This window comes from Endoryza foliicola (genome assembly GCF_050589245.1).
Classification (GTDB): domain Bacteria; phylum Bacteroidota; class Bacteroidia; order Chitinophagales; family Chitinophagaceae; genus Endoryza; species Endoryza foliicola.
This window is the reverse complement of record NZ_JBOBEW010000006.1, coordinates 61,952-81,888: the sequence shown is the minus strand read 5'-3', so window position 1 is coordinate 81,888 and position 19,937 is coordinate 61,952. Positions and strand designations below refer to the sequence as shown.

The 19,937-nt window shown below is 41.3% G+C and carries 19 protein-coding genes; 5 read left to right on the top strand and 14 right to left on the bottom strand.

What is annotated here, in order from left to right:
* The first annotated feature begins 53 nt into the window (after positions 1-53).
* Complete coding sequence (gene prfA / locus ACQ2HE_RS14480; RefSeq protein ID WP_430900199.1) at positions 54-1,121, top strand: peptide chain release factor 1; 1,068 nt, start codon at positions 54-56, stop codon at positions 1,119-1,121.
* Between the two features lie 1,369 nt (positions 1,122-2,490).
* On the opposite strand, the gene ACQ2HE_RS14475 is transcribed toward prfA, so the two are convergent.
* The 6 genes from ACQ2HE_RS14475 to ACQ2HE_RS14450 all read right to left on the bottom strand — a co-directional run bounded on the left by ACQ2HE_RS14475 (position 2,491) and on the right by ACQ2HE_RS14450 (position 5,944).
* Positions 2,491-2,880, bottom strand: coding sequence for a VanZ family protein (locus tag ACQ2HE_RS14475; protein ID WP_430900201.1), 390 nt, complete (start codon positions 2,878-2,880; stop codon positions 2,491-2,493).
* A gap of 33 nt (positions 2,881-2,913) precedes the next feature.
* Positions 2,914-3,753 (bottom strand): anti-sigma factor, encoded by an 840-nt coding sequence (locus ACQ2HE_RS14470; RefSeq protein ID WP_430900203.1) that lies wholly within the window; start codon positions 3,751-3,753, stop codon positions 2,914-2,916.
* The gene (locus ACQ2HE_RS14465; protein ID WP_430900205.1) at positions 3,750-4,295 is read right to left on the bottom strand and encodes an RNA polymerase sigma factor; all 546 of its coding nucleotides are present in this window, start codon (positions 4,293-4,295) and stop codon (positions 3,750-3,752) included. Before ACQ2HE_RS14465 ends, ACQ2HE_RS14470 begins: the two co-directional genes overlap by 4 nt.
* An 85-nt stretch (positions 4,296-4,380) precedes the next feature.
* Positions 4,381-4,761, bottom strand: coding sequence for a glycine cleavage system protein GcvH (gcvH, locus tag ACQ2HE_RS14460; RefSeq protein WP_430900207.1), 381 nt, complete (start codon positions 4,759-4,761; stop codon positions 4,381-4,383).
* A gap of 127 nt (positions 4,762-4,888) precedes the next feature.
* The gene (locus ACQ2HE_RS14455) at positions 4,889-5,599 is read right to left on the bottom strand and encodes a peptidylprolyl isomerase (protein WP_430900209.1); all 711 of its coding nucleotides are present in this window, start codon (positions 5,597-5,599) and stop codon (positions 4,889-4,891) included.
* Positions 5,600-5,944, bottom strand: a complete 345-nt coding sequence (locus ACQ2HE_RS14450) for a hypothetical protein (protein WP_430900211.1) — start codon at positions 5,942-5,944, stop codon at positions 5,600-5,602.
* Positions 5,945-6,022: 78 nt separating this feature from the next.
* Here ACQ2HE_RS14450 and serS point away from each other — a divergent pair, with 78 nt between their 5' ends.
* Positions 6,023-7,288 (top strand): serine--tRNA ligase, encoded by a 1,266-nt coding sequence (gene serS, locus ACQ2HE_RS14445; protein ID WP_430900213.1) that lies wholly within the window; start codon positions 6,023-6,025, stop codon positions 7,286-7,288.
* A 51-nt stretch (positions 7,289-7,339) separates the two neighbouring features.
* Here serS and ACQ2HE_RS14440 read toward each other — a convergent pair whose 3' ends face one another.
* Positions 7,340-8,314, bottom strand: coding sequence for a zinc metalloprotease (locus ACQ2HE_RS14440; RefSeq protein ID WP_430900215.1), 975 nt, complete (start codon positions 8,312-8,314; stop codon positions 7,340-7,342).
* A 201-nt stretch (positions 8,315-8,515) separates the two neighbouring features.
* Between ACQ2HE_RS14440 and ACQ2HE_RS14435 the strand changes: the two genes are divergently transcribed.
* Positions 8,516-9,913, top strand: a complete 1,398-nt coding sequence (locus tag ACQ2HE_RS14435; protein ID WP_430900217.1) for a DUF1800 domain-containing protein — start codon at positions 8,516-8,518, stop codon at positions 9,911-9,913.
* A gap of 14 nt (positions 9,914-9,927) precedes the next feature.
* Positions 9,928-11,124 (top strand): DUF1501 domain-containing protein, encoded by a 1,197-nt coding sequence (locus ACQ2HE_RS14430; protein WP_430900219.1) that lies wholly within the window; start codon positions 9,928-9,930, stop codon positions 11,122-11,124.
* 47 nt (positions 11,125-11,171) lie between these two features.
* Here ACQ2HE_RS14430 and gyrB read toward each other — a convergent pair whose 3' ends face one another.
* Positions 11,172-13,151, bottom strand: coding sequence for a DNA topoisomerase (ATP-hydrolyzing) subunit B (gyrB, locus tag ACQ2HE_RS14425; RefSeq protein ID WP_430900221.1), 1,980 nt, complete (start codon positions 13,149-13,151; stop codon positions 11,172-11,174).
* A 207-nt stretch (positions 13,152-13,358) separates the two neighbouring features.
* On the opposite strand from gyrB, the gene ACQ2HE_RS14420 reads away from it, so the two are divergent.
* On the top strand, positions 13,359-14,072 hold the full coding sequence (locus ACQ2HE_RS14420; protein WP_430900223.1) for a MerR family transcriptional regulator: 714 nt from the start codon (positions 13,359-13,361) through the stop codon (positions 14,070-14,072).
* Here ACQ2HE_RS14420 and ACQ2HE_RS14415 read toward each other — a convergent pair whose 3' ends face one another.
* The 6 genes from ACQ2HE_RS14415 to ftsH are packed head-to-tail and all read right to left on the bottom strand — an operon-like array spanning position 14,073 to position 19,922.
* Positions 14,073-15,176 carry a mechanosensitive ion channel family protein gene (locus ACQ2HE_RS14415; protein WP_430900225.1) on the bottom strand — a complete coding sequence of 368 codons (1,104 nt, stop codon included), beginning with the start codon at positions 15,174-15,176 and terminating at the stop codon, positions 14,073-14,075.
* A gap of 9 nt (positions 15,177-15,185) precedes the next feature.
* Positions 15,186-15,986 carry a hypothetical protein gene (locus ACQ2HE_RS14410; protein WP_430900227.1) on the bottom strand — a complete coding sequence of 267 codons (801 nt, stop codon included), beginning with the start codon at positions 15,984-15,986 and terminating at the stop codon, positions 15,186-15,188.
* Entirely contained in the window at positions 15,983-16,774 is a 792-nt protein-coding gene (locus ACQ2HE_RS14405) for a UDP-2,3-diacylglucosamine diphosphatase (RefSeq protein WP_430900229.1), read from the bottom strand. Before ACQ2HE_RS14405 ends, ACQ2HE_RS14410 begins: the two co-directional genes overlap by 4 nt.
* Before the next feature lie 33 nt (positions 16,775-16,807).
* Positions 16,808-17,227 carry a gamma-glutamylcyclotransferase family protein gene (locus tag ACQ2HE_RS14400; protein ID WP_430900231.1) on the bottom strand — a complete coding sequence of 140 codons (420 nt, stop codon included), beginning with the start codon at positions 17,225-17,227 and terminating at the stop codon, positions 16,808-16,810.
* A 23-nt stretch (positions 17,228-17,250) separates the two neighbouring features.
* A complete protein-coding gene (locus ACQ2HE_RS14395; protein ID WP_430900233.1) occupies positions 17,251-17,886 on the bottom strand; it encodes a LutC/YkgG family protein in 636 nt (211 codons plus the stop codon).
* A gap of 11 nt (positions 17,887-17,897) precedes the next feature.
* The gene (gene ftsH, locus ACQ2HE_RS14390; protein WP_430900235.1) at positions 17,898-19,922 is read right to left on the bottom strand and encodes an ATP-dependent zinc metalloprotease FtsH; all 2,025 of its coding nucleotides are present in this window, start codon (positions 19,920-19,922) and stop codon (positions 17,898-17,900) included.
* Positions 19,923-19,937: the final 15 nt, after the last annotated feature.

Genomic DNA, 19,937 nt, shown 5'->3' with positions numbered 1-19,937 from the left:
ATTAACTTTGCAAACTTAATCAGGAAAAACGCCTTTAAAAAATAAGAGGACCAATGTTAGATAAATTAGATGCAATACGAGCTCGATTTGAGGATTTAGGGGTAGCCCTAACCAACCCGGAGATCGTTAGCGACAATAAGAAGTTCAGTGCGCTCAGTAAAGAATACCGTAGTCTAGAGAAAATTGTGGTAAAGGCGAACAGCTACAAGAGCACATTGGACGATTTGGAGATGTACAAAGAGGCGCTGAACGGCAGTGACGAAGAATTGCGTGAATTGGCCAAATTAGAGTTGCCCGACTTGGAAGCAAAAAAAGATGTTTTAGAGGCTGAAATCCGCAAATTGCTCATTCCAAAAGACCCTCAAGACGATAAAAACGCCATCATTGAAATTCGTGCCGGTACCGGAGGCGATGAGGCAAGTTTATTTGCCGGCAACCTCTTAGACATGTACCTGAGATATTGCGCCAATAAAGGTTGGAAAACAGCCGTATTGAGTGAGAATGAAGGAACAGTGGGTGGATACAAGGAAGTACAATTAGAAGTAGTGGGCGATGAAGTATATGGAACATTGAAATTTGAGAGTGGTGTTCACCGCGTGCAGCGTGTTCCGGACACTGAAACCAGTGGTCGTGTACACACATCTGCCGCTACTGTGGCAGTAATGCCTGAGGCGGAAGAAATTGATTTTGAATTGAGAGAGGCGGATGTGAAAATGGAAACCTCGCGAAGCGGGGGTGCCGGTGGACAGAACGTAAACAAAGTAGAAACCAAGGTAATGTTAACCCATATTCCAACCGGAACCGTTATCATTTGCCAAACAGAACGTACGCAGTTAGGCAACCGTGAGAAAGCGATGCAAATGTTGCGTACCAAATTGTACGAAGAACAAGTAAGAAAGCAGGAAGAAGAAATTGCGCGTCAACGTAAGAGCTTGGTAAGTACCGGAGACCGTTCAGCAAAGATCAGAACTTATAACTATCCTCAAGGTCGTGTAACCGATCACCGCATTGGCTTAACGGTTTACAACTTGAATGATGTAATGAATGGACAATTGCAAGAATTCATCGATGCCTTACAATTTGCCGAGAATGCTGAGAAGCTTGGAAAGCAAGGGGAGTAAAAGAGGAATAATAATTAAGAATTAAGAGTTAAGAATTAAGAATTGAACAGCCAGATAACAGGAACGAGGATGCGGGGAGACGTGAAACGAGAAAATACAGTGATCTTGATATCAGTTGTAAAACGCGAAATAATTGCAACAACGACAAACTCTTTAAGGCCCCGACCCCAGCGGGGTCGCACATCAGTAGCAAAAAAATAACACGATAATAAATCGACCGTGGAAGGGTCGAATGTTGGTAGAAATAGAATTGGGCGACCTTGCGTTCGACCTCGGAGAGGTCGCATCTGATCTAAACAAAACCATAAACAGCTCGATTCAAAAAGCATTATCACCACCTTATAATTAGAACGGCTTAGTTCGCTACAAGCTTGATTTCAAAATGCGGATATTGGTACCTAAAAATCATTACACATATTTGCCTTCACTACAACAAACTCATCCGGCGCCACCGACCCCAGCGGGGTCGCACATCGGTAGCAAAAAAATAGCACGATGATAAATCGACCCTGGAAGGGTCGCATGTTCGTAGATAACAATCAATGTGAGCGCGTTCGACCTCGGAGAGGTCGCATCTGATCTAAACAAAGCAATAAACATCTTAAAAAAAAGCTATTTCCATCCAATCACCTATGCGGCGCTAAATCGCGATAGGCATGATTTCAACTGCAGATATTGGCACCGAAAAATCACTACATATTTGCCTTCATTAAATTAATCCCTTCAAGTGCCACCGCCCCCAGTGGGGTCGCACATCAGTAGCAAAAAAATAGCACGATGATAAATCGACCCTGTAGGGGTCGCACGGCTTAGAACATCAACAACTGTTCGATTCGCGCAGTTGCTATTCCACGTCATTAATTAGAATTGAAAAACTTCATTTGTAAACTACAATTCAAAAGCCTTACTGCTCTTGTTCAAAAATGAAACTAAGTTTAGCTTTGTATCGTAAATGAAGAAAAGATAAAAAAAGGTATTCATCACTGTTACCATCAAATTATCTAAGGGTTTACCTAGTAGTTCGAGTACCCATTAATACTGAATTCGAAATATTATAATAGGTACTCCGTTCTACAATTGTTAATAGATTGAAAACTTTGATAGAAGCAACAACATTTCAAAAAAACCACTGTTACTTTGTAATAGAAAACGCAGTCAAAGTGTAGCTCTTAACAGAAAAAATTGTTTTAAACCTTCTTTAACGGTTTAAGTCACACTACTGGCACTGGATTTGCGTTATACTAGTTAAAGAACAACAATTTGAACTTATTATAAAAGCAGTCAATTTTCTCATAAGCAGTTAGTTTTGGTTACGGCCCCCGTTTCTACGGGGGCCTACTCTTTTAATAAGGTATTGTAAAACAGATTCTTACAATTTATTCCACCAGTAAAAAAAAGCTGCTCCAAATGCCACTCCGGCACTATCGGCAATAATATCTATCCCATCAAAACTGCGATTCGGAATAAAATACAATTGAACAAATTCAAGGGCAATCCCTAAAAAAAGGCCCAAAATTCCAAAAATGATCAAAAATTTTTTTGGGGAAGATTCCTTTGATCTTAAAAAGAAATAAGCTGTCCACAAAAAGGCAAATCCGGCAAATAGCCCGAAATGGACAATTTTATCAAAATAAGGAGGGAGAAACGATGAGGTGTCGGGAATATCATCGCCCGGAATACAAAGCAAAAAAATGATTAAGGCCGTCCAGGCAATGGGAAATACGATATAGCCCGTGACCAAACGAAGTAAAAAACGCATACTAGCAAGTTAACCAATATGCGTTTATATATATTAAGAAACTTTACCCAGAACGTAGAGCTGCTCTAAGTGTGGGGTTGGACTACCCCCTCTTTTTTCAAGCGTTACAGCGAAGGCCTGAGCCTTAGGTATATTTTTCATTTTCAATACAGCAACGCCATTTTGAATATCAAATACTCCGGCGTCTACAGGAACCCCGTCAACCAAAGCCCACAACTGATATTGTTCTTCGGTGGTTTTCGGTGCCGGCATTTTATTGACCATTAAATACACATCTTTGGTCGCCGCATCCCAGTAAATAGTGGCCAAGCTAGAAGGATCCGGACTGGTTGCCACTTCAGACCCAGCCATTTTCACCACCACCATATTTGGATTCTGCAATACCTTCATTGATTCAACTGCTTCAGAATATTTTGCTTCAATTTTCTTGTAATTAGAAGCCACTTCCGTATTCTCTTTTACCAAATTATCATATAAGGCGGTGGCAGACTTGTATTGATTGAAGTAATAAAAATTCAAACCAGAGCTGATCAAAAATAGTACTACTGCGGCAGCTGCCACAAAGCGTAAACGTTTGTTGGGGTCCATTACCACCACGTTTGCGGGTGGAACGGCCGGCATTTTAACCACTTTTGTTTCCTCTTTCGCTTCAATACTCAGAGCTTCCATAACCAGACCCTTAAGCTGAGGCGGTGGTGCTACCGCTGTTGCCAGAGCTTGGTTCTCGAGTGCAATCTCGAATGCTTCGCGAGCCGCTTTCACTTCCGGATAGGAAGCACAAGCCTGCTCGAACTCGAGACGCTCTTCTTCCGAAGTCATCCCCAGCACGTAGCTTTCAATAATTCCACTTTCTATGTACTCTTTTGTGTTCACGATAGTAAGGATCGCATTTGAGTTAATGCACTTCGGATCCGCGTTTTCACGGTACCCAAAGGCGTTTTCGTTATTTCGGCAATTTCTTCATGGGTGTATCCCTTGAAGTAGGCCAAATCTATTAAAATTCGGTGTTCTTCCTTTAATTGTTGAACAGCCTTTTTTAATCCAATATTATTTGCATCCGGCTGAAAGGCAGTACCTAGGGTTCCATCGTCCACATTTTCAGGGATCGAGGCGTTCTTTTTACTGTTTTGAAAACCTTTTGATCGAAGCAAATCGATCGATGCATTTCGGGCGATGTTCAACATCCAGGTGTACAGTCGACCTTTGGCTGCATCATAGGTTTCTATCCTACGCCATATATTAACAAACACTTCTTGTAACACATCGTTTGCAAGTTCTTGCTGGTCAACAATTTGTACTATACTGCTGTACAAAGCACCGGAATAGCGCTCGTACAAATAGCCAAAAGCATTCTGGTCTTTATTTTTCAATAAAGCCACCAGCTCTTGCTCCGTATATGTAATCGCTGTACCCAATGTGTTATCCCAAAAGCGTTACTTGTTAATGATTTGGAGCCGTATACAAGAAATATACGGCATACAATAAAGTTTAGATTTTGTTTTATGCGCCTACGAGACTTTTATAGGCTTCTGCGTCCATAAGTGCTTCAACATCAGCAGGATTGTCAACTGTCATTTTGATCATCCAGCCTTCTCCATATGGATCATTGTTTACCAATTCAGGGGCGCCATTTAATGCAGCGTTGAATTCAGTGATGGTTCCTGCAACCGGCAAAAACAAGTCGGATACGGTTTTAACCGCTTCCACGGTTCCGAATACAGCTTCTGCTGCCAAGCTTTTACCTACTGTTTCAATTTCTACATATACGATATCTCCCAATTCACCTTGAGCAAACTGTGTGATACCAACAGTAGCAACATTACCTTCCAATGAAATCCATTCGTGATCTTTTGTGTACTTTAAATTCGCAGGATAACTCATAAAATTTTGTTTTAGAACAATGCAAAGATTAGGATTTCAATTCACATTCTGTTCTTCCTCAGTTCTTTATTTGTTGAATATATTACACTGAATTTCCACATGTATTACAACAGTAGAAGAAAAAGGTTTAATTCCTTTTTTTTCTTCTTACCAATCGCATCGATAGAATTCGTTGATCCGTTGCAGGGCGGTCTTTATCCAAACCTTTACTAGTAGGAGTTGCAGCAATAGTATCTATTACTGCCATTCCGGAAACCACTTCGCCAAAAATCGAATATGATTGATCTAAATGTGGAGCACCTCCCTCTGTTTTATACACTTCTCTATGCGCCAAAGGAATAGCTCTTCCTTTCAATCTGAATTGAACTACAGAATCCAATCCGGCATCTGTAAACTTCTTTCCTTGAACAATGTAAAATTGACTGGCACTCGACGCTTTCGTTGGATTGGAAGCATCTCCCTCTCTTGCAGCCGCCAGCACCCCTTTTCGGTGAAACAAAGAAGGAACAAATTCGGCAGGAATGGTATAATCAGGACCGCCATTTCCAAGCGGTTTACCGGCAGGCGCTTGTTTACTATTAGGATCTCCCGCCTGAACCATGAATCCTTTGATCACCCGATGAAACAATATACTATCATAATAGTGTACCTTAACCATTCTCAAGAAATTATCTCGATGCAAAGGAGTACTGTCTGATAAACGCAAATAAAACACCCCTGCGGTGGTCACCACTTCAATGTCTTTTTTCCGATCTCTCTTTCTGATCTTGACTTCTTTTTGAGAAAAGCCGGACAAACCGACTGCCAAAAACAAAAGCAACAATCCGCATTTTTTCATTTAAATAAAACCTTGAGTGGTGAAATAAAGTAATATATGATCGCGCAAGAACGCTTCTTGTTCGGGCATATTCATCACAGGTAATGGTTTGAGTTGCTTGAAATGAGGCCAATTGTCGGTATCAAATCCTTCGATTTCGTAATAACCACTTTGCATAAACAAGGTACAAACAGCCACGTGCATCAAGTCTTGCTTTTGCTCTTTGCTGAATTTTTCTGCTGTTCCACCGTATTCTTGCAATCCTATTAAAAAGAGAATACTTTCCATATCGGGCTTTTTCCCGAATCGCTCTACCAATTTGGCCTCTAACTGCCACCACCTTACCTGTATATCGTCGTTGTTCATAGAACGCAAAGATACTGCCTAAAAGGCTCCCTTGCAGGTCTGCCGCTCAAATTGTAACTTTGCCGCAAATTTCACTGTATGTTACAAGTGCCCTTTATTAGGCAGAATACCGATTTGGTAAAGAAACGATTGACCACAAAACGCTTCAAGCAATTGGAGTTGGTAGATGAATTGATTTTGTGGGACGATAAGAGAAAGCAATATCAGTTTGAATTCGATGAATTGCAATCTAAAATAAATGCTGCTTCGAAAGAAATCGGTCAATTGATGGCCAAAGGTGACAAAGAAGGTGCTGAAAACAAAAAGCAAGAAGTGGCACAATGGAAAGCTCAACTTTCTACCGATAAATTGCAGGATGCCGAGAAAAATATCCAAGCCATCTTACACTTATTACCTAACCTCCCTTCAGAACAAGTTCCGGAAGGTGCAGGCCCCGATGATAATATTACTGTAAGAAGCGGTGGAGCAATTCCGACCCTTCCGGCAGGTGCGGTTCCACATTGGGACCTCACAAAAAAATATTCATTGATCGATTTTGAGCTCGGTAACAAAATTACCGGAAGCGGGTTTCCCGTTTACACCGGACAAGGCGCCAAACTCCAACGTTCATTGATTCAATACTTTTTGAACTTTAATACTGATAAAGGTTACACTGAAATTCATCCGCCCTTTATGGTGAATGAAGCATCGGCCTACGGTACGGGTCAGTTACCCGACAAAGAGGGTCAAATGTATCATGCAACAGAAGACAATTTCTATTTGATTCCAACTTCTGAAGTGCCGGTAACTAATATTTACCGTGATACATTGGTGAAGCATACTGATTTACCGATCAAAATGACCGCCTATTCTCCCTGTTTCAGAAGAGAGGCGGGAAGTTATGGTAAAGATGTGCGTGGATTGAACCGATTGCATCAATTCGAAAAAGTTGAAATCGTACAATTAGTGCACCCATCCACTAGTTATGAGGTACTAGACGAAATGGTGGCACATGTAGAAGAATTAGTAAAGTCGCTTGAATTGCCTTACCGCATCCTTCGTTTGTGCGGTGGTGATATGGGATTTGCCTCTGCTATTACTTACGATTTTGAAGTGTACAGTGCGGCGCAAGAAAAATGGTTGGAAGTAAGCTCCGTATCAAATTTCGAAGCGTATCAAACCAACCGAATGAAAGCTCGTTTTAAAGACGAGAACGGAAAAAATCAATTGGTACACTCCTTGAACGGAAGTTCTCTAGCATTGCCACGAATAATGGCATGCTTACTCGAAAACAATCAAACATCCGATGGCATCAACATTCCAAAAGTGTTGCAGCCCTATTTCGGAAAAGATAAGATCAGCTAAAAAACAAAAACTCCCCAAATGGGGAGTTTTTTATTAATAGTCATTTGCAAATTATCTAAAGCTTGCTCTTGGACCACCTACTGCATATGTAGCTTGCATACGTGCTTTCTGACCTGCAGAGAACATATACATACAAGCATCATCAGTATAATCCATATAGTTCATGGTCATTTCAACCGGAGTACCGGTACAAGTGCTGCGGTGACCTGCAGCTGGACAACCATAATTCGCTGTATTGTGCAAAGGAGTATCACCCACTTGGTCGTTTCCGCAAGTAGCATCACCCCAAATATGACGAAGATTCAACCAGTGACCTACTTCGTGTGTAGCGGTTCTTCCTTTATTGAAAGGAGCAACTACAGTACCTACTCTACCAAAGGCAGTATTTAAGATTACAACCCCATCGGTAGCGGCAGCACCACCAGGGAACTGGGCATATCCTAATATTCCATTCGCTAATGTACAAGACCAGATGTTAAGCTTAGTGGTAGGGCTTGTAGGCGCCACACCACCACCTGAAGCCTTCTTAACGGCATCGTTGGTACCAAAACTTCTTTTAGAAGTAGCTACGCGAATAACTTGATCTAATACAAATCGGATTTTTGTATCTCCCGATTTTACGCCATCGAACGGAGTCACATTCGCATAATCTGCATTTGTTGCCGCAAAATCTTCATTCAATACATCAATTTGAGATTGAATTTGAGCCAAAGAGATATTTTCAGCAGCAGTGCGGTAAACCACATTCACCACAACAGGAATTTCCATTGTACCATCAGGAAGTAAGCGATTGCTTGAAGGGCTTTCCACAAATCGCTTTGTGAATGATTCGATGGCATTCATACGATCGGCCAATGTAGGATCTTCCGTTAACTGGCGTTGCAAAACTTCATAAGAAGCACAAGCACGTGACGTTGGTGCCATTACTCTTTCTTCTCCATCGCCGCTAACTGCATCTGAAGACGACTTTTTACAAGCACTTGCGAATACTAAACCGAGGGCTAGGATTCCGAATAGTTTTCTCATAATAAAAATGGTTTTTGTTTGATGATGCCATAAGTTAAAAAACTAATGAATGTTAACGTTTTCTTAATGAGGTTTTTTTTGCAACTATAGTGCATTTGCAGCCAATTGTTAATATCTTACCCAAAGTCCTTAGATGAAAATCGGAGATTTTCGAATTAAACGTTCGGAGTTTTACGGAGTCTATTGATTCTAACTTATTCCATGAAAATTACCCAGCAACAAAAAAATCAGCACCTTTTATGGCGCTTTGGCTTTGGTCCTCTATTCAAGGACTTTACTAATTCAATTTCTCCTCAACAAGTTTGGCAACAATTAAAAGCGGATTCTCAAACCGCACCGGTTCTATTTGACAAAGCGGGATCACTTGCGAAAGAGTTTATTGATGCTTACAAAACTTACGGACCGAAAGCCATCAAGAATTTGAGTCCGGAGCAAAAGAAAGAACTACGCCGCATCTCGAGAGATGGAATCAAAGAACTGAATTTGAATTGGCTGTCTGAGATGGTGAAGAGCCCGATGCAGTTAAGAGAAAAGATGGCCTTTTTCTGGCACGGTCATTTTGCCAATAGAACAATCAACATCCTTTATCAGGAACAACATATCAATATTATGCGCAGTAACGCACTGGGTAGCTTTCGAGATTTATTGTTTGCGAGTGCGAAAAGTGCGGCATTGCTCGATTTTCTAAACAACAATCAAAACAAGGTTGATCATCCCAATGAGAACTTTGCCCGTGAGTTATTGGAATTATTTACTATGGGCAGAGGACATTATACAGAGCAAGACGTAAAAGAAGCAGCCAGAGCCTTTACTGGATGGACACACGACGAGGTCGGCAATTTCCTACAACGACCCGGTATTCACGACAAGGGCATCAAAACCTTTCTTGGCAAATCCGGAAATTTCGATGGTGCCGATATACTCAACATAATATTGGAACAACCACAAACAGCTAGGTACATCACTACCAAGATCTATAAATTCATTGTCTCCGATCAGGTTGACGAAAAAAGAATCGACAAACTCAGTAAACGCTTTTTCCAAAGCGACTATTCTATTATAGCACTCTTAGACGAAATCGCCGGCTCCGATTGGTTTTATGAAGAAGCCATTGTTGGAACAAAAATAAAATCACCCGTAGAATTACTCGCCGGCATTCAACGACAGATGCCGGTTACCATTTTAGACAACGATGGCTTGATTCAAATTCAAAGAGCTTTAGGCCAAGTACTGTGTTTGCCGCCCAATGTGGCAGGTTGGCCGGGCGGACAAGATTGGATCGATAGCTCCACTTTAATGATTCGATTGGGCCTAGCCGGCTGGGTCTTAAATGCAGCCGAAATAATCGCCGAAGGAAAAGACGATGATGATACTGATATGGGTATGCGAAAAAGAAGAGTTGCTAACAATAAAATGAAAAAAATTCAGGCGAATTGTGACTGGAACGCATGGGAGAGTAAGTTCAAATTGTTGAGTAAAGATTCCCTCTGCGGATACCTGCTTCAAACTCCTGAGGTTAATGTAAACAGATTTGATTTTAGCTCGCTGTCAAAAGCTACTTTCCAATTGATCAAATCTCCGGAATACCAACTCTGTTAACGAAAAATTTAGTTATGACTACCAGAAGAAACTTTATCATAAATAGCGGACTCGCCACCACCAGCCTACTCATTCCAGGTTTTCTAAAAGCCACGGAACAAAGAAATTCACTTCAAAGTTCTAACAAAGTTCTGATTGTACTGCAACTGAGTGGCGGCAATGATGGACTCAACACTGTTATACCGGTTCGAAACGATTTGTATTATAAATCACGCCCTAAAATTGGAATCGACCGCGGGGCAGCTTTGGGCTTAACTGATGAAATAAGCATTCATCCGGAATTAAAAGTATTCAAAAGCTTATACGATGAAGGCGCGCTTACCATTCTAAATGGCGTTGGATATCCCAACCCGGATCGATCGCATTTTAGAAGCATGGACATTTGGCATACCGGAAGCGAGAGTTCTATATACTGGAATACCGGGTGGTTAGGACGTTACCTCGATGCTCAATGCCAATCGTGCAGTAATAGTACTGCAGTTCTTGAAATAGACGATGTGCTGAGTTTAGCATTGAAGGGAGAGAAAATGAAGGGACTTGCCTTTAAAGATCCAAAGCGCCTTTATGCAACTTCCTTGGATCCTCTGTATCAGCAATACGCTAAACAAGACCTCAATACCGTTCACAATACTTCATTGCACTATTTATATAAAACGCTTTCTGAAACAGTGAGCAGTACCAAATACATCTACGATCAAAGCAATGTACATCCGAGTAAATCGGTTTATCCTTCCACCGAAATTGGCAAAAGTTTGAAAGAAATTGCAGGCCTTGTTGCATCGCCCATTGACACAAAAGTGTACTATGTTTCTCATGGAAGCTTTGATACACATGCAGGTCAGGTTGGTCAGCAACAACGCTTGTTCAAGGAACTCAACGAAGCGCTGAGTGTTTTTGTGAAAGACCTGAAAGATCAAAATCGGTTTAATGATGTGCTGATCATGAGTTTCTCTGAATTTGGAAGAAGAGTAGCAGAAAACGCCAGTGGTGGCACCGATCATGGTACAGCCAATAATTTATTCTTGATTGGTGGCGGATTGAAACAAAAAGGAATTTACAATTCAATTCCCGACCTATCGAATTTAGATGAAGGAGATCTAAAATATTCGATAGATTTCAGGAATGTGTATGCTACAATTCTAAACAAGTGGTTGAATGCCGATGATCGAGCTATTCTTAAACGAAAAAATGATTACTTAAACTTCCTATAAAAAAAGAAGCTGCCCTATGAGGCAGCTTCTTTTTTATGATTTGAATGTTAAATATCGAGTTTCGCGTATTTCGCGTGGCTCTCGATGAATTCACGACGAGGCGCTACTTCATCACCCATAAGCATGCTGAACACTCGGTCTGCCTCAGCTGCACTTTCAATAGTTACCTGCTTCAAGGTTCTGGTTTCAGGATTCATGGTTGTTTCCCATAATTGCTCACTGTTCATCTCTCCCAAACCTTTGTATCGTTGAATATTCACTGAATCTTCTTTACCTCCGCCGAATTTCACTGCCAAAGCTTTACGCTGCTCTTCGTTCCAAGCATATGCCTGTTCCTTTCCTTTTTTCACTAAATACAAAGGAGGCTGCGCAATGTACACATATCCTTGTTCTACCAATTCCTTCATATATCGGTAGATAAAAGTTAGAATCAATGTTGCGATGTGGCTTCCGTCCACATCGGCATCGGTCATGATGATCAGCTTATGGTAGCGCAGTTTAGCGAGGTTCAATGCTTTGGGATCTTCCGGCGTTCCAACTGTTACACCCAATGCCGTATACATGTTTCTGATCTCCTCGTTTTCGTAGATCTTATGCTCCATGGCTTTTTCTACGTTCAAGATCTTACCGCGCAAAGGTAGGATGGCTTGATAGCCCCTATCACGACCTTGTTTGGCAGTACCGCCCGCACTATCACCCTCAACCAAGTACAATTCGCATTTTTCCGGATTGCGTTCGCTACAATCGGCCAATTTACCAGGCAAACCGCCTCCACTCAATACCGTTTTACGTTGCACCAATTCGCGGGCTTTACGAGCAGCTGCGCGGGCTTGCGCTGCTAATATTACTTTTTGAATAATATTCTTAGCATCGCGTGGATTTTCTTCCAAAAAGTTCTCCAACACTTTTGACACGGTAGAATCTACCACACCCATTACATCACTATTACCCAGTTTAGTTTTGGTTTGACCCTCAAACTGAGGTTCAGGAACTTTTACAGAAATAATTGAGCTCAATCCTTCACGAAAATCATCGCCTTCAATTTCAACTTTTGCCTTTTCAAAAAGGTTTTCTCTCTCACCGTAGGCCTTGAACACACGGGTAAGAGCTCTTCTAAAGCCTGATACGTGTGTGCCGCCCTCAATAGTATTGATATTGTTTACATACGAATAGATGTGTTCGCTGTAACTATCGTTATAGGTTAATGCAACCTCAACGGCCACATTTGAATTCTCGTCTCTCCCTTCTACATAAATAACTCGAGGGATCAAATTGTTACGACCGGCGTTTTTATCGAGCATCTCAACAAACTCAATAATACCGCCTTCACTAAAATAGGTTTTAGAAAAAGGTGCTCCATTTTCGTCGAGCTCACGGAAATCAGTAAGCGTAATGGAGATGCCTCTATTAAGGTACGCCAATTCGCGCAAACGTGCTTCTAGTGTTTCTTTTTTGTAAACTGTTGCGCTGAAAATAGACGTGTCGGGCCAGAAATGCACTCTGGTGCCGGTTATATCGCTGGTTCCAATTTCGCGCACGGCGTATTGAGGAACACCAATAGCGTATTCTTGCTCAAATATCTTACCCTCACGTTGTACAGTAACGATCAGTTTTGTACTTAGTGCGTTCACGCAACTTACCCCTACCCCGTGCAAACCACCGGATACTTTATAGGTATTCTTGTCAAACTTACCACCCGCGTGCAGTACGGTCATTACCACTTCCAATGCGCTCTTCTTTTCTTTTGGGTGCATTCCTGTAGGAATACCGCGACCATCATCTTGTACACTGATGGAATTATCTTCGTGAATATTAACGGAAATATTTTTGCAATAACCAGCCAATGCTTCGTCGATAGAGTTGTCCACCACTTCGTATACTAGGTGATGCAATCCTTTCTCACCAATATCGCCGATATACATCGCAGGGCGTTTACGCACTGCCTCCAATCCTTCCAGGACTTGTATACTATCTGCACCGTACCCGGGGTTTTGTGCGGGTAATTGTTCATTTTTTTCCTGTTCCATATTTATTTTTTGTGCGCCGATTTTTGTGATAAGGCTATTCTTGCAAATGTACTAAAATAGCGGCTAAGCGCCGATTTTGAAGGGCCAATGTTACCCACTTTTTTCGGTTCTAAAAAGCTCACTAACAGGCAGTTCTTCACCAACTTTTCCACATCAGTTAGAAGGGAGGTATTCCAATAGGTCGCTTGCTTATCTTTACCCCTGATTATGGCAAACACTAGTACAAAATTCACGCAAATCGCTTTCTCATTCGACGATTTTGGAGCAGCCGAAGAAGCGATCAACCATGAAGTGCAAGAACCAGTAGCGAAACCGATGAGCGAAGAGCCACCCGTGAACGTAGGTGTGCGCCTCAAGGCATTGAAAACTGTTGTTCCCGTTCAAGAAACGGTTGAAACAGTAGAAGAAGAGACCCCGGTAGCGCTTCCCGAAGTGATTGAGGTTTCTGCCATTGAAGCTACTGAATTGGAAAGCATCGTAGCCAAACCCGTTATCAATAGCACCAATAACAATAGCGCCCTTCGTACAAAATCTACCCGCGGTAGAAAATCGCTGAAAGCGATTGCAGCCGAGGCCGATTTAATTAATATTCCCGATGATGAAGTACTGTTCCAAAAACAATACTATCCTATTGGGGAAGTGGCAGAAATGTTTCATGTAAATACTTCATTGATTCGCTTTTGGACCAATGAGTTCGATATGATTCAGCCTAGAACCAACCGCAAAGGCGACCGCCTCTTCCGTCCGGTCGACATTAAGAACCTCCAATTGATCCACGATCTGCTTCGCAGACGCAAATTGACCATTGAAGGCGCAAAAGACTTCCTGAAAAAGAACAAAAAGGCACAAGAACGCCATGAAATGATTGAATCTCTCAGAAAGATGAAATCGTTTTTCTTAGAAGTGAAAGCCAGTCTTTAATTATTCGGGGTCTTTTACAGAAAGCTTAATTCCCAATTCTTTCAATTGCTGAATGATGGCAAGATTGATTTCTTGTCTGCCTGCATTGAACTGCGCAATTGGTACGGTTGGTGTAAAAAATTCTACTTGTACAATATAGCCGGTGCGTGTAATATCCGAAAGAAATACACTGTAGTTTTCTACAAACTCCTTTTTGCGCTTTAGAATCGCTTCTATGCTCAAAAGCAATTGCTGAACGGCATCAGCCGGTGTATTGGCTTGCAAGTCTAATTGAATAAACCCTCTACGCTGCGTGCGCAATGTTAGGTTATCCATGATACTATCTACCATTTGCTTATTAGGCATGGTTAGAAAGGTTTTCTGATCGGTCCGAATCCGTGTACTCCTCAATCCAATTTTCTCCACCGTTCCGGTAATGTTCTGAACTTTTACCAAATCGCCGGTAGTAAAAGGCTTATCAAAGAAGATAATAAAAGAGGCAATAAAGTTTTCCAAGCTTTCGCGGAACGCCAAGGCAAAAGCAGCACTGGCGATACTAAGACCGGTAAGAAAACTTCCAATATTAAGATGGAATCCAAATTTTAGGCACAACAATACTCCGTTAATAACCAATACAACTTTGAAGAAATCTTTAAAGAAAACAATCAGTTGGTTATCGGTTTGATCAGCCGTTAAATTGGCTTTTTGCTCCAAGATCATTGCAATGAAATCGATCACTCGTCTCAATAACCAAATAAAGGAAATGATCAATACTATAATGCTGATACTGTCAACAATGGTTCTAAAACTAACTTTATAAATGGTGAAATTGGGCTCAATCTCAACTCCCAGTATTGAAAAAGGAGTAGTTGGGAAATGCAGTTTCTCAAAGGCAATAAGGGTGATCAGAATGAGTAAGAAGGTCTTTAAAGGAGCTACTACAAGGTTCACGAATGTGGTTTTGTCTACTCCTCTTGCCACTTTCTTCACAACACGAAACAGCAAGCCTGCAATGTATCTCGACAAGTAGTGCTTGAATAAGAAAACGATGAAAATGATGCCAATTACCCAGAGATAACTCTTAACAGGATTGTCTAATATCACCCGATTCAAAAACTCTTTCATAATCCTTCTTTATTGATACTTGTAAATACTGATCTTATCTTCAAATAATAGATATATGCGTTCAGGCGCAATGATAATTTTCTGAGCGGCTTTCCAAGAAGGGTCTATTTTATACTCTGATAAGCTGAATGACTGAGCATCGTAACGGTACAGGATATCTCCTTTTCTTCCAAATAGTAACCCATTAATAATTACCACATCAGACCAACCCGTATACGGAACTCTTCTTTTGAAACTTCCATAATAGTCAAAAACATAAAATCCCAGTTGCTGATCGTAGAGGTAAAGAAATTTATTCTGATCTACGATCAATTGTGGCGATGGCATGGAGTCGAAGAGTTGACGAAAGTCTGAAAATTGATCGGCAACTTTACCGGCATCATCAAGGTGTTTAATGGTTGCTGCTTGCTCATCATAAACCCAAATACCATTATCGTATGCTTGACCGATGGCTTTTACCTGTAGTAGGCCCAACTTTCTAAAATCGATCACATCCCTTCTATTCAAGAATCGATCGAGTACAACAAGGGTCCCAAAGTCTTTAAAATATAGAAGAACTTTCAATGGATTGCTGGCGTCTATCCGAAACAGTTTGCCATGTCGGCGCATCTCGTTAAAAACAGCCAAGGAATCACCGTTTGCAGTAAACTTCTTTAGTTGACCTTGTTTAGAAATGGTCAATACTTGTTGTAAAGGATCAACTGTGAAATCAGAAAAACTGCCTTCTAACGAACGTTCCAGCTTGAACTCCGTTTGAGCCTGTCCCCAAATTGGAGCCAACATAATCAAGTATAGTACTAGCTTCTTCATGAAACACGAACGATCCATTTTTCCTTTTCCGGATCAATACTATGAAGCGAAACAACGCTTCCGTCAAATACTGCATAGGTGTCGTATTTGATCCAATCGCCTAGATTGATGTACCGACTCTTTTTGTTCGATAACAAATAATCGATCGGTAAATGGCGATGTCCGAAAAGTAAGTATTCGTAACTCTTTTGTTTAATTTGATCTTCACTGAATTGCACCAGCCATTCTTTATCGGATCCGAGAAACGTACCATCATTCGTACCCGTAACGGCTCTGCTTCTGCCACTGGAAAAGTTTGCCAAACCCATGCCAAAAGCAGGCGGCAGTATTCCAAACAACCACTGACAAACAGGATTTCGGAAAATTTTCTTGAGCATCTTATATCCATGATCGCCGGGTCCTAGTCCGTCGCCATGTCCAATTAAAAAAGGAATGCCATTGAATTCATATTCTTGAGGTTGATGATAGACTGGGATGTTAAGCTCTTGTTCGAAATATCCTTTCATCCACATATCATGGTTTCCTACAAAGAAATGAATGGGAATGCCTTCATCGGTCCATTGTGCAAGTGTTCCCATGAGACGAACAAAGCCTTTCGGAACAACGGTTCTGTATTCATACCAGAAATCAAACATGTCGCCAACAATGAACAACATGGCGGTTTCATGTTTAACAGATTCTAAAAAAGAAATGATTTTTTTTTCTCGGGCGATGCTGCTGGCATGATCAGGTACTCCCAAATGGAAGTCGGAAATAAAGTAGATTTTTTTACCTGCGGGTAACTGCATGCGCACAGAATATTGAGCTTTTAAGGAAAGTTTCTATTTTGAATTGCGATACGCGAGTACATCGCCCGATTCAATAATGGGATGATCACTCACATTTCCATTGTACCAATACACCCAAGCTTCGGTAGTATAACCGTTTGAGAAAATGGTAGCCAAATCTCTTCTATACAAAGGAATTTCTCCGATTTCTGCATTTACTCCTTCATAATCGTCAAGCTGCGCGAAAGCCCAGCCATATTCATCTTTCTGGTTCAACTCATAAAGCTCGCCTACTATGTAATGATCGGAATGAACAGGAATGGCTGCGGGGTAATCTCCCATGTCGTAGAGCAAGCCTTTTACTTTTGCCGGCCCTACAAAACGAAAATAATTGCTGATGTATTGATAAGCAGGATGATGGAACCCTTGACGAAGAGATCCATACACAAATAATTTTAAGGATTTTGGCTCCATACCATAAAGATACGAAACCCTGACTATCCTTGATCCAGTAAAAAGCAATAGACTTCTTTGGGACCGTGCACCCCTACAACGAGGGTTTTTTCGATGTCGGCTGTACGGCTTGGGCCTGTCGCAAAGCTGATCAAAGATGGGAGTTGCTGGTTGTATTGATCGCGGATCAACTGCAATCCATCTTTAATATCATACACTAGTTGCTTGGTAGTGGCAATGCAAATATGTATGGGAGCGTACACGCTGGTTGTTCTTCCACTCGCTTCAACTGAAGAAAGTACAATAGTGCCGGTTCTGGCAATCAAGTAATCGCAGCGGGTAATACTTGCATCACAAGTGGCCAAATTATCGTGGGGTGTAATCTGATCTTTCAGTAATTGGCTAAGCGCTGCATCTTCGGTTCTAAAATGAATCTTACCCCAACCTTTTTGATCTGCCAATTGCTTCAAGGTTCCAATAAGTTCTGCAACATCGGCACAGTATACAAACTTACCTTGAAGCTTGGTGAACTGTTCAGCAAACTGAATTTCCAATTCTTGTGAAGAAGGCTGGAATACTGAAGCAGTAGCATCCGATTGAGGAAAAGGTACAGGCGTTGAGTGAGTCAACGCCTGTCTTATTTTTTTTAGAATCGATTCTTTTGCTGCTGAGATCTGCATGATTGATTGAATTAAGCAGGGTTTTCAGTACCTGAAGTTCCGGTTGCTGAAGGGCCAAGATGAGTTTCATCTCCTACCTGTAAGGTTTTCTTTTCTTCAAAAGGACGCTTTCCAATCAATGCTTCCACATCACTTTGGAATAATACTTCTTTATCCAGCAAAGCTTCCGCCAATTTTTCAACTTGAGCTTTCTTTTCTGTAAGCAATTGCTTGGTTTTTTCATAAGCGTCATCAATCAACTTACGAACTTCCTCATCGATCAATTTCGAAGTTTCTTCGGAATAAGGCTTTGTAAACGAATTCTCTGATTGAGGATCATAGAAACTTACATTTCCAACTTTATCATTCATACCATAAACCGTTACCATTGAGTAAGCGATTCTGGTAATTTGCTGCAAGTCGTTTTGAGCACCTGTAGAAATTTTATGGAAGAAGATATCTTCACTGGCTCTACCACCCAAGGTCATGCAAATTTGATCCAATAATTGATCTGTATTGTACAAATATTGTTCTTTGGGCGTGTACTGCGCGTACCCTAAAGCCGCGGTACCTCTTGGTACGATTGTTACTTTCAATAACGGATAGGCATGTTCTAAATACCAACCACAAATAGCATGTCCTGCTTCGTGATAAGCGATGATTTTTTTCTCATCGGAAGAAATGATCTTGTTCTTTTTCTCCAAACCACCAATTACACGGTCTACCGCATCTTGGAAGTCTTCCATATCTACTGCTTCTTTTCCTTTACGTGCTGCGATCAAAGCGGCTTCGTTACAAACATTGGAGATGTCGGCACCGGCAAAACCGGGTGTTTGTTCGGCAAGTTTGTGTATATCGAGTGTTTGAGAAATTTTGATTGGTTTCAAGTGCACTTTAAAAATTGCTTCACGGCCTTTTAAATCCGGTTTGTCAATTGTTATTTGACGATCGAAACGACCCGGACGCAACAAGGCACTGTCCAATACATCCGGACGGTTAGTGGCCGCCAGTACAATGATACCCGATTCACCACTAAAGCCATCCATTTCCACCAATAATTGGTTAAGGGTGCTTTCGCGTTCATCGTTACTCATGATGGCGTTCTTCCCACGTGCTCTACCAATTGCGTCAATTTCATCGATGAATATGATACATGGTGCTTTCTCACGAGCTTGCTTGAATAGGTCGCGTACACGGCTAGCACCGACTCCCACAAACATTTCCACGAAATCAGAACCACTTAAGCTAAAGAAAGGCACTTGTGCTTCTCCCGCCATAGCTTTAGCCAGCAATGTTTTACCGGTACCTGGAGGCCCAATCAATAAAGCACCTTTTGGAATTTTACCTCCTAGTGAGGTGTATTTTTTAGGGCTCTTCAAGAAGTCAACAATTTCCATCACTTCTACCTTTGCTTCGTCGAGTCCGGCAACATCAGCAAACGTAATGTTCACCTTAGTTCCTTTATCGAAAAGGGTAGCTCTAGATTTACCGATATTGAAAATTCCGCCGGGACCTGCACTGCCATTGCCACCACCACTCATTTTTCGCATGAGCATGATCCAAATTAAAACAATCAATAACAACGGTAAAATGAAGCTAACAATGGGTTGAAACCATTCTCCTTCGGGAACCGGGTTGTTGTTGATGGGTTGAACAGTAGGATTGTCTTGAAAGAATTTGTTCAATTCTTTATCGAATTCATTGGGGTCAACAATTCTGAATTCGAAAATGGGTCCTTTGTATTTTTTTACCGCTTCAAAAGTTTTTTCAAACATATTGCGGTAGTAGGGTTTATCGAGACTGTCTTTTTTGATGTAAACACGAACAACGTTCTTGTTCGTAACCATATCTGTTTTTTCTACATCGCCTGCTTTCAGCATTTTATCGTAGAATTCCAGTTTGGTAGTTTGTTTAGCATCCGGAGTGAAAGAACCAAAGATTTGGAATCCGATCAATCCAACAAAAATGATGGCCCACACCCAATAAATATTGAATTTGGGACCTTTTCTCTGCCCGTCGTCTTTCAGATTGTTTCTATTGCCACTATTGGGTAACATAAGTTTAAGGTCTTC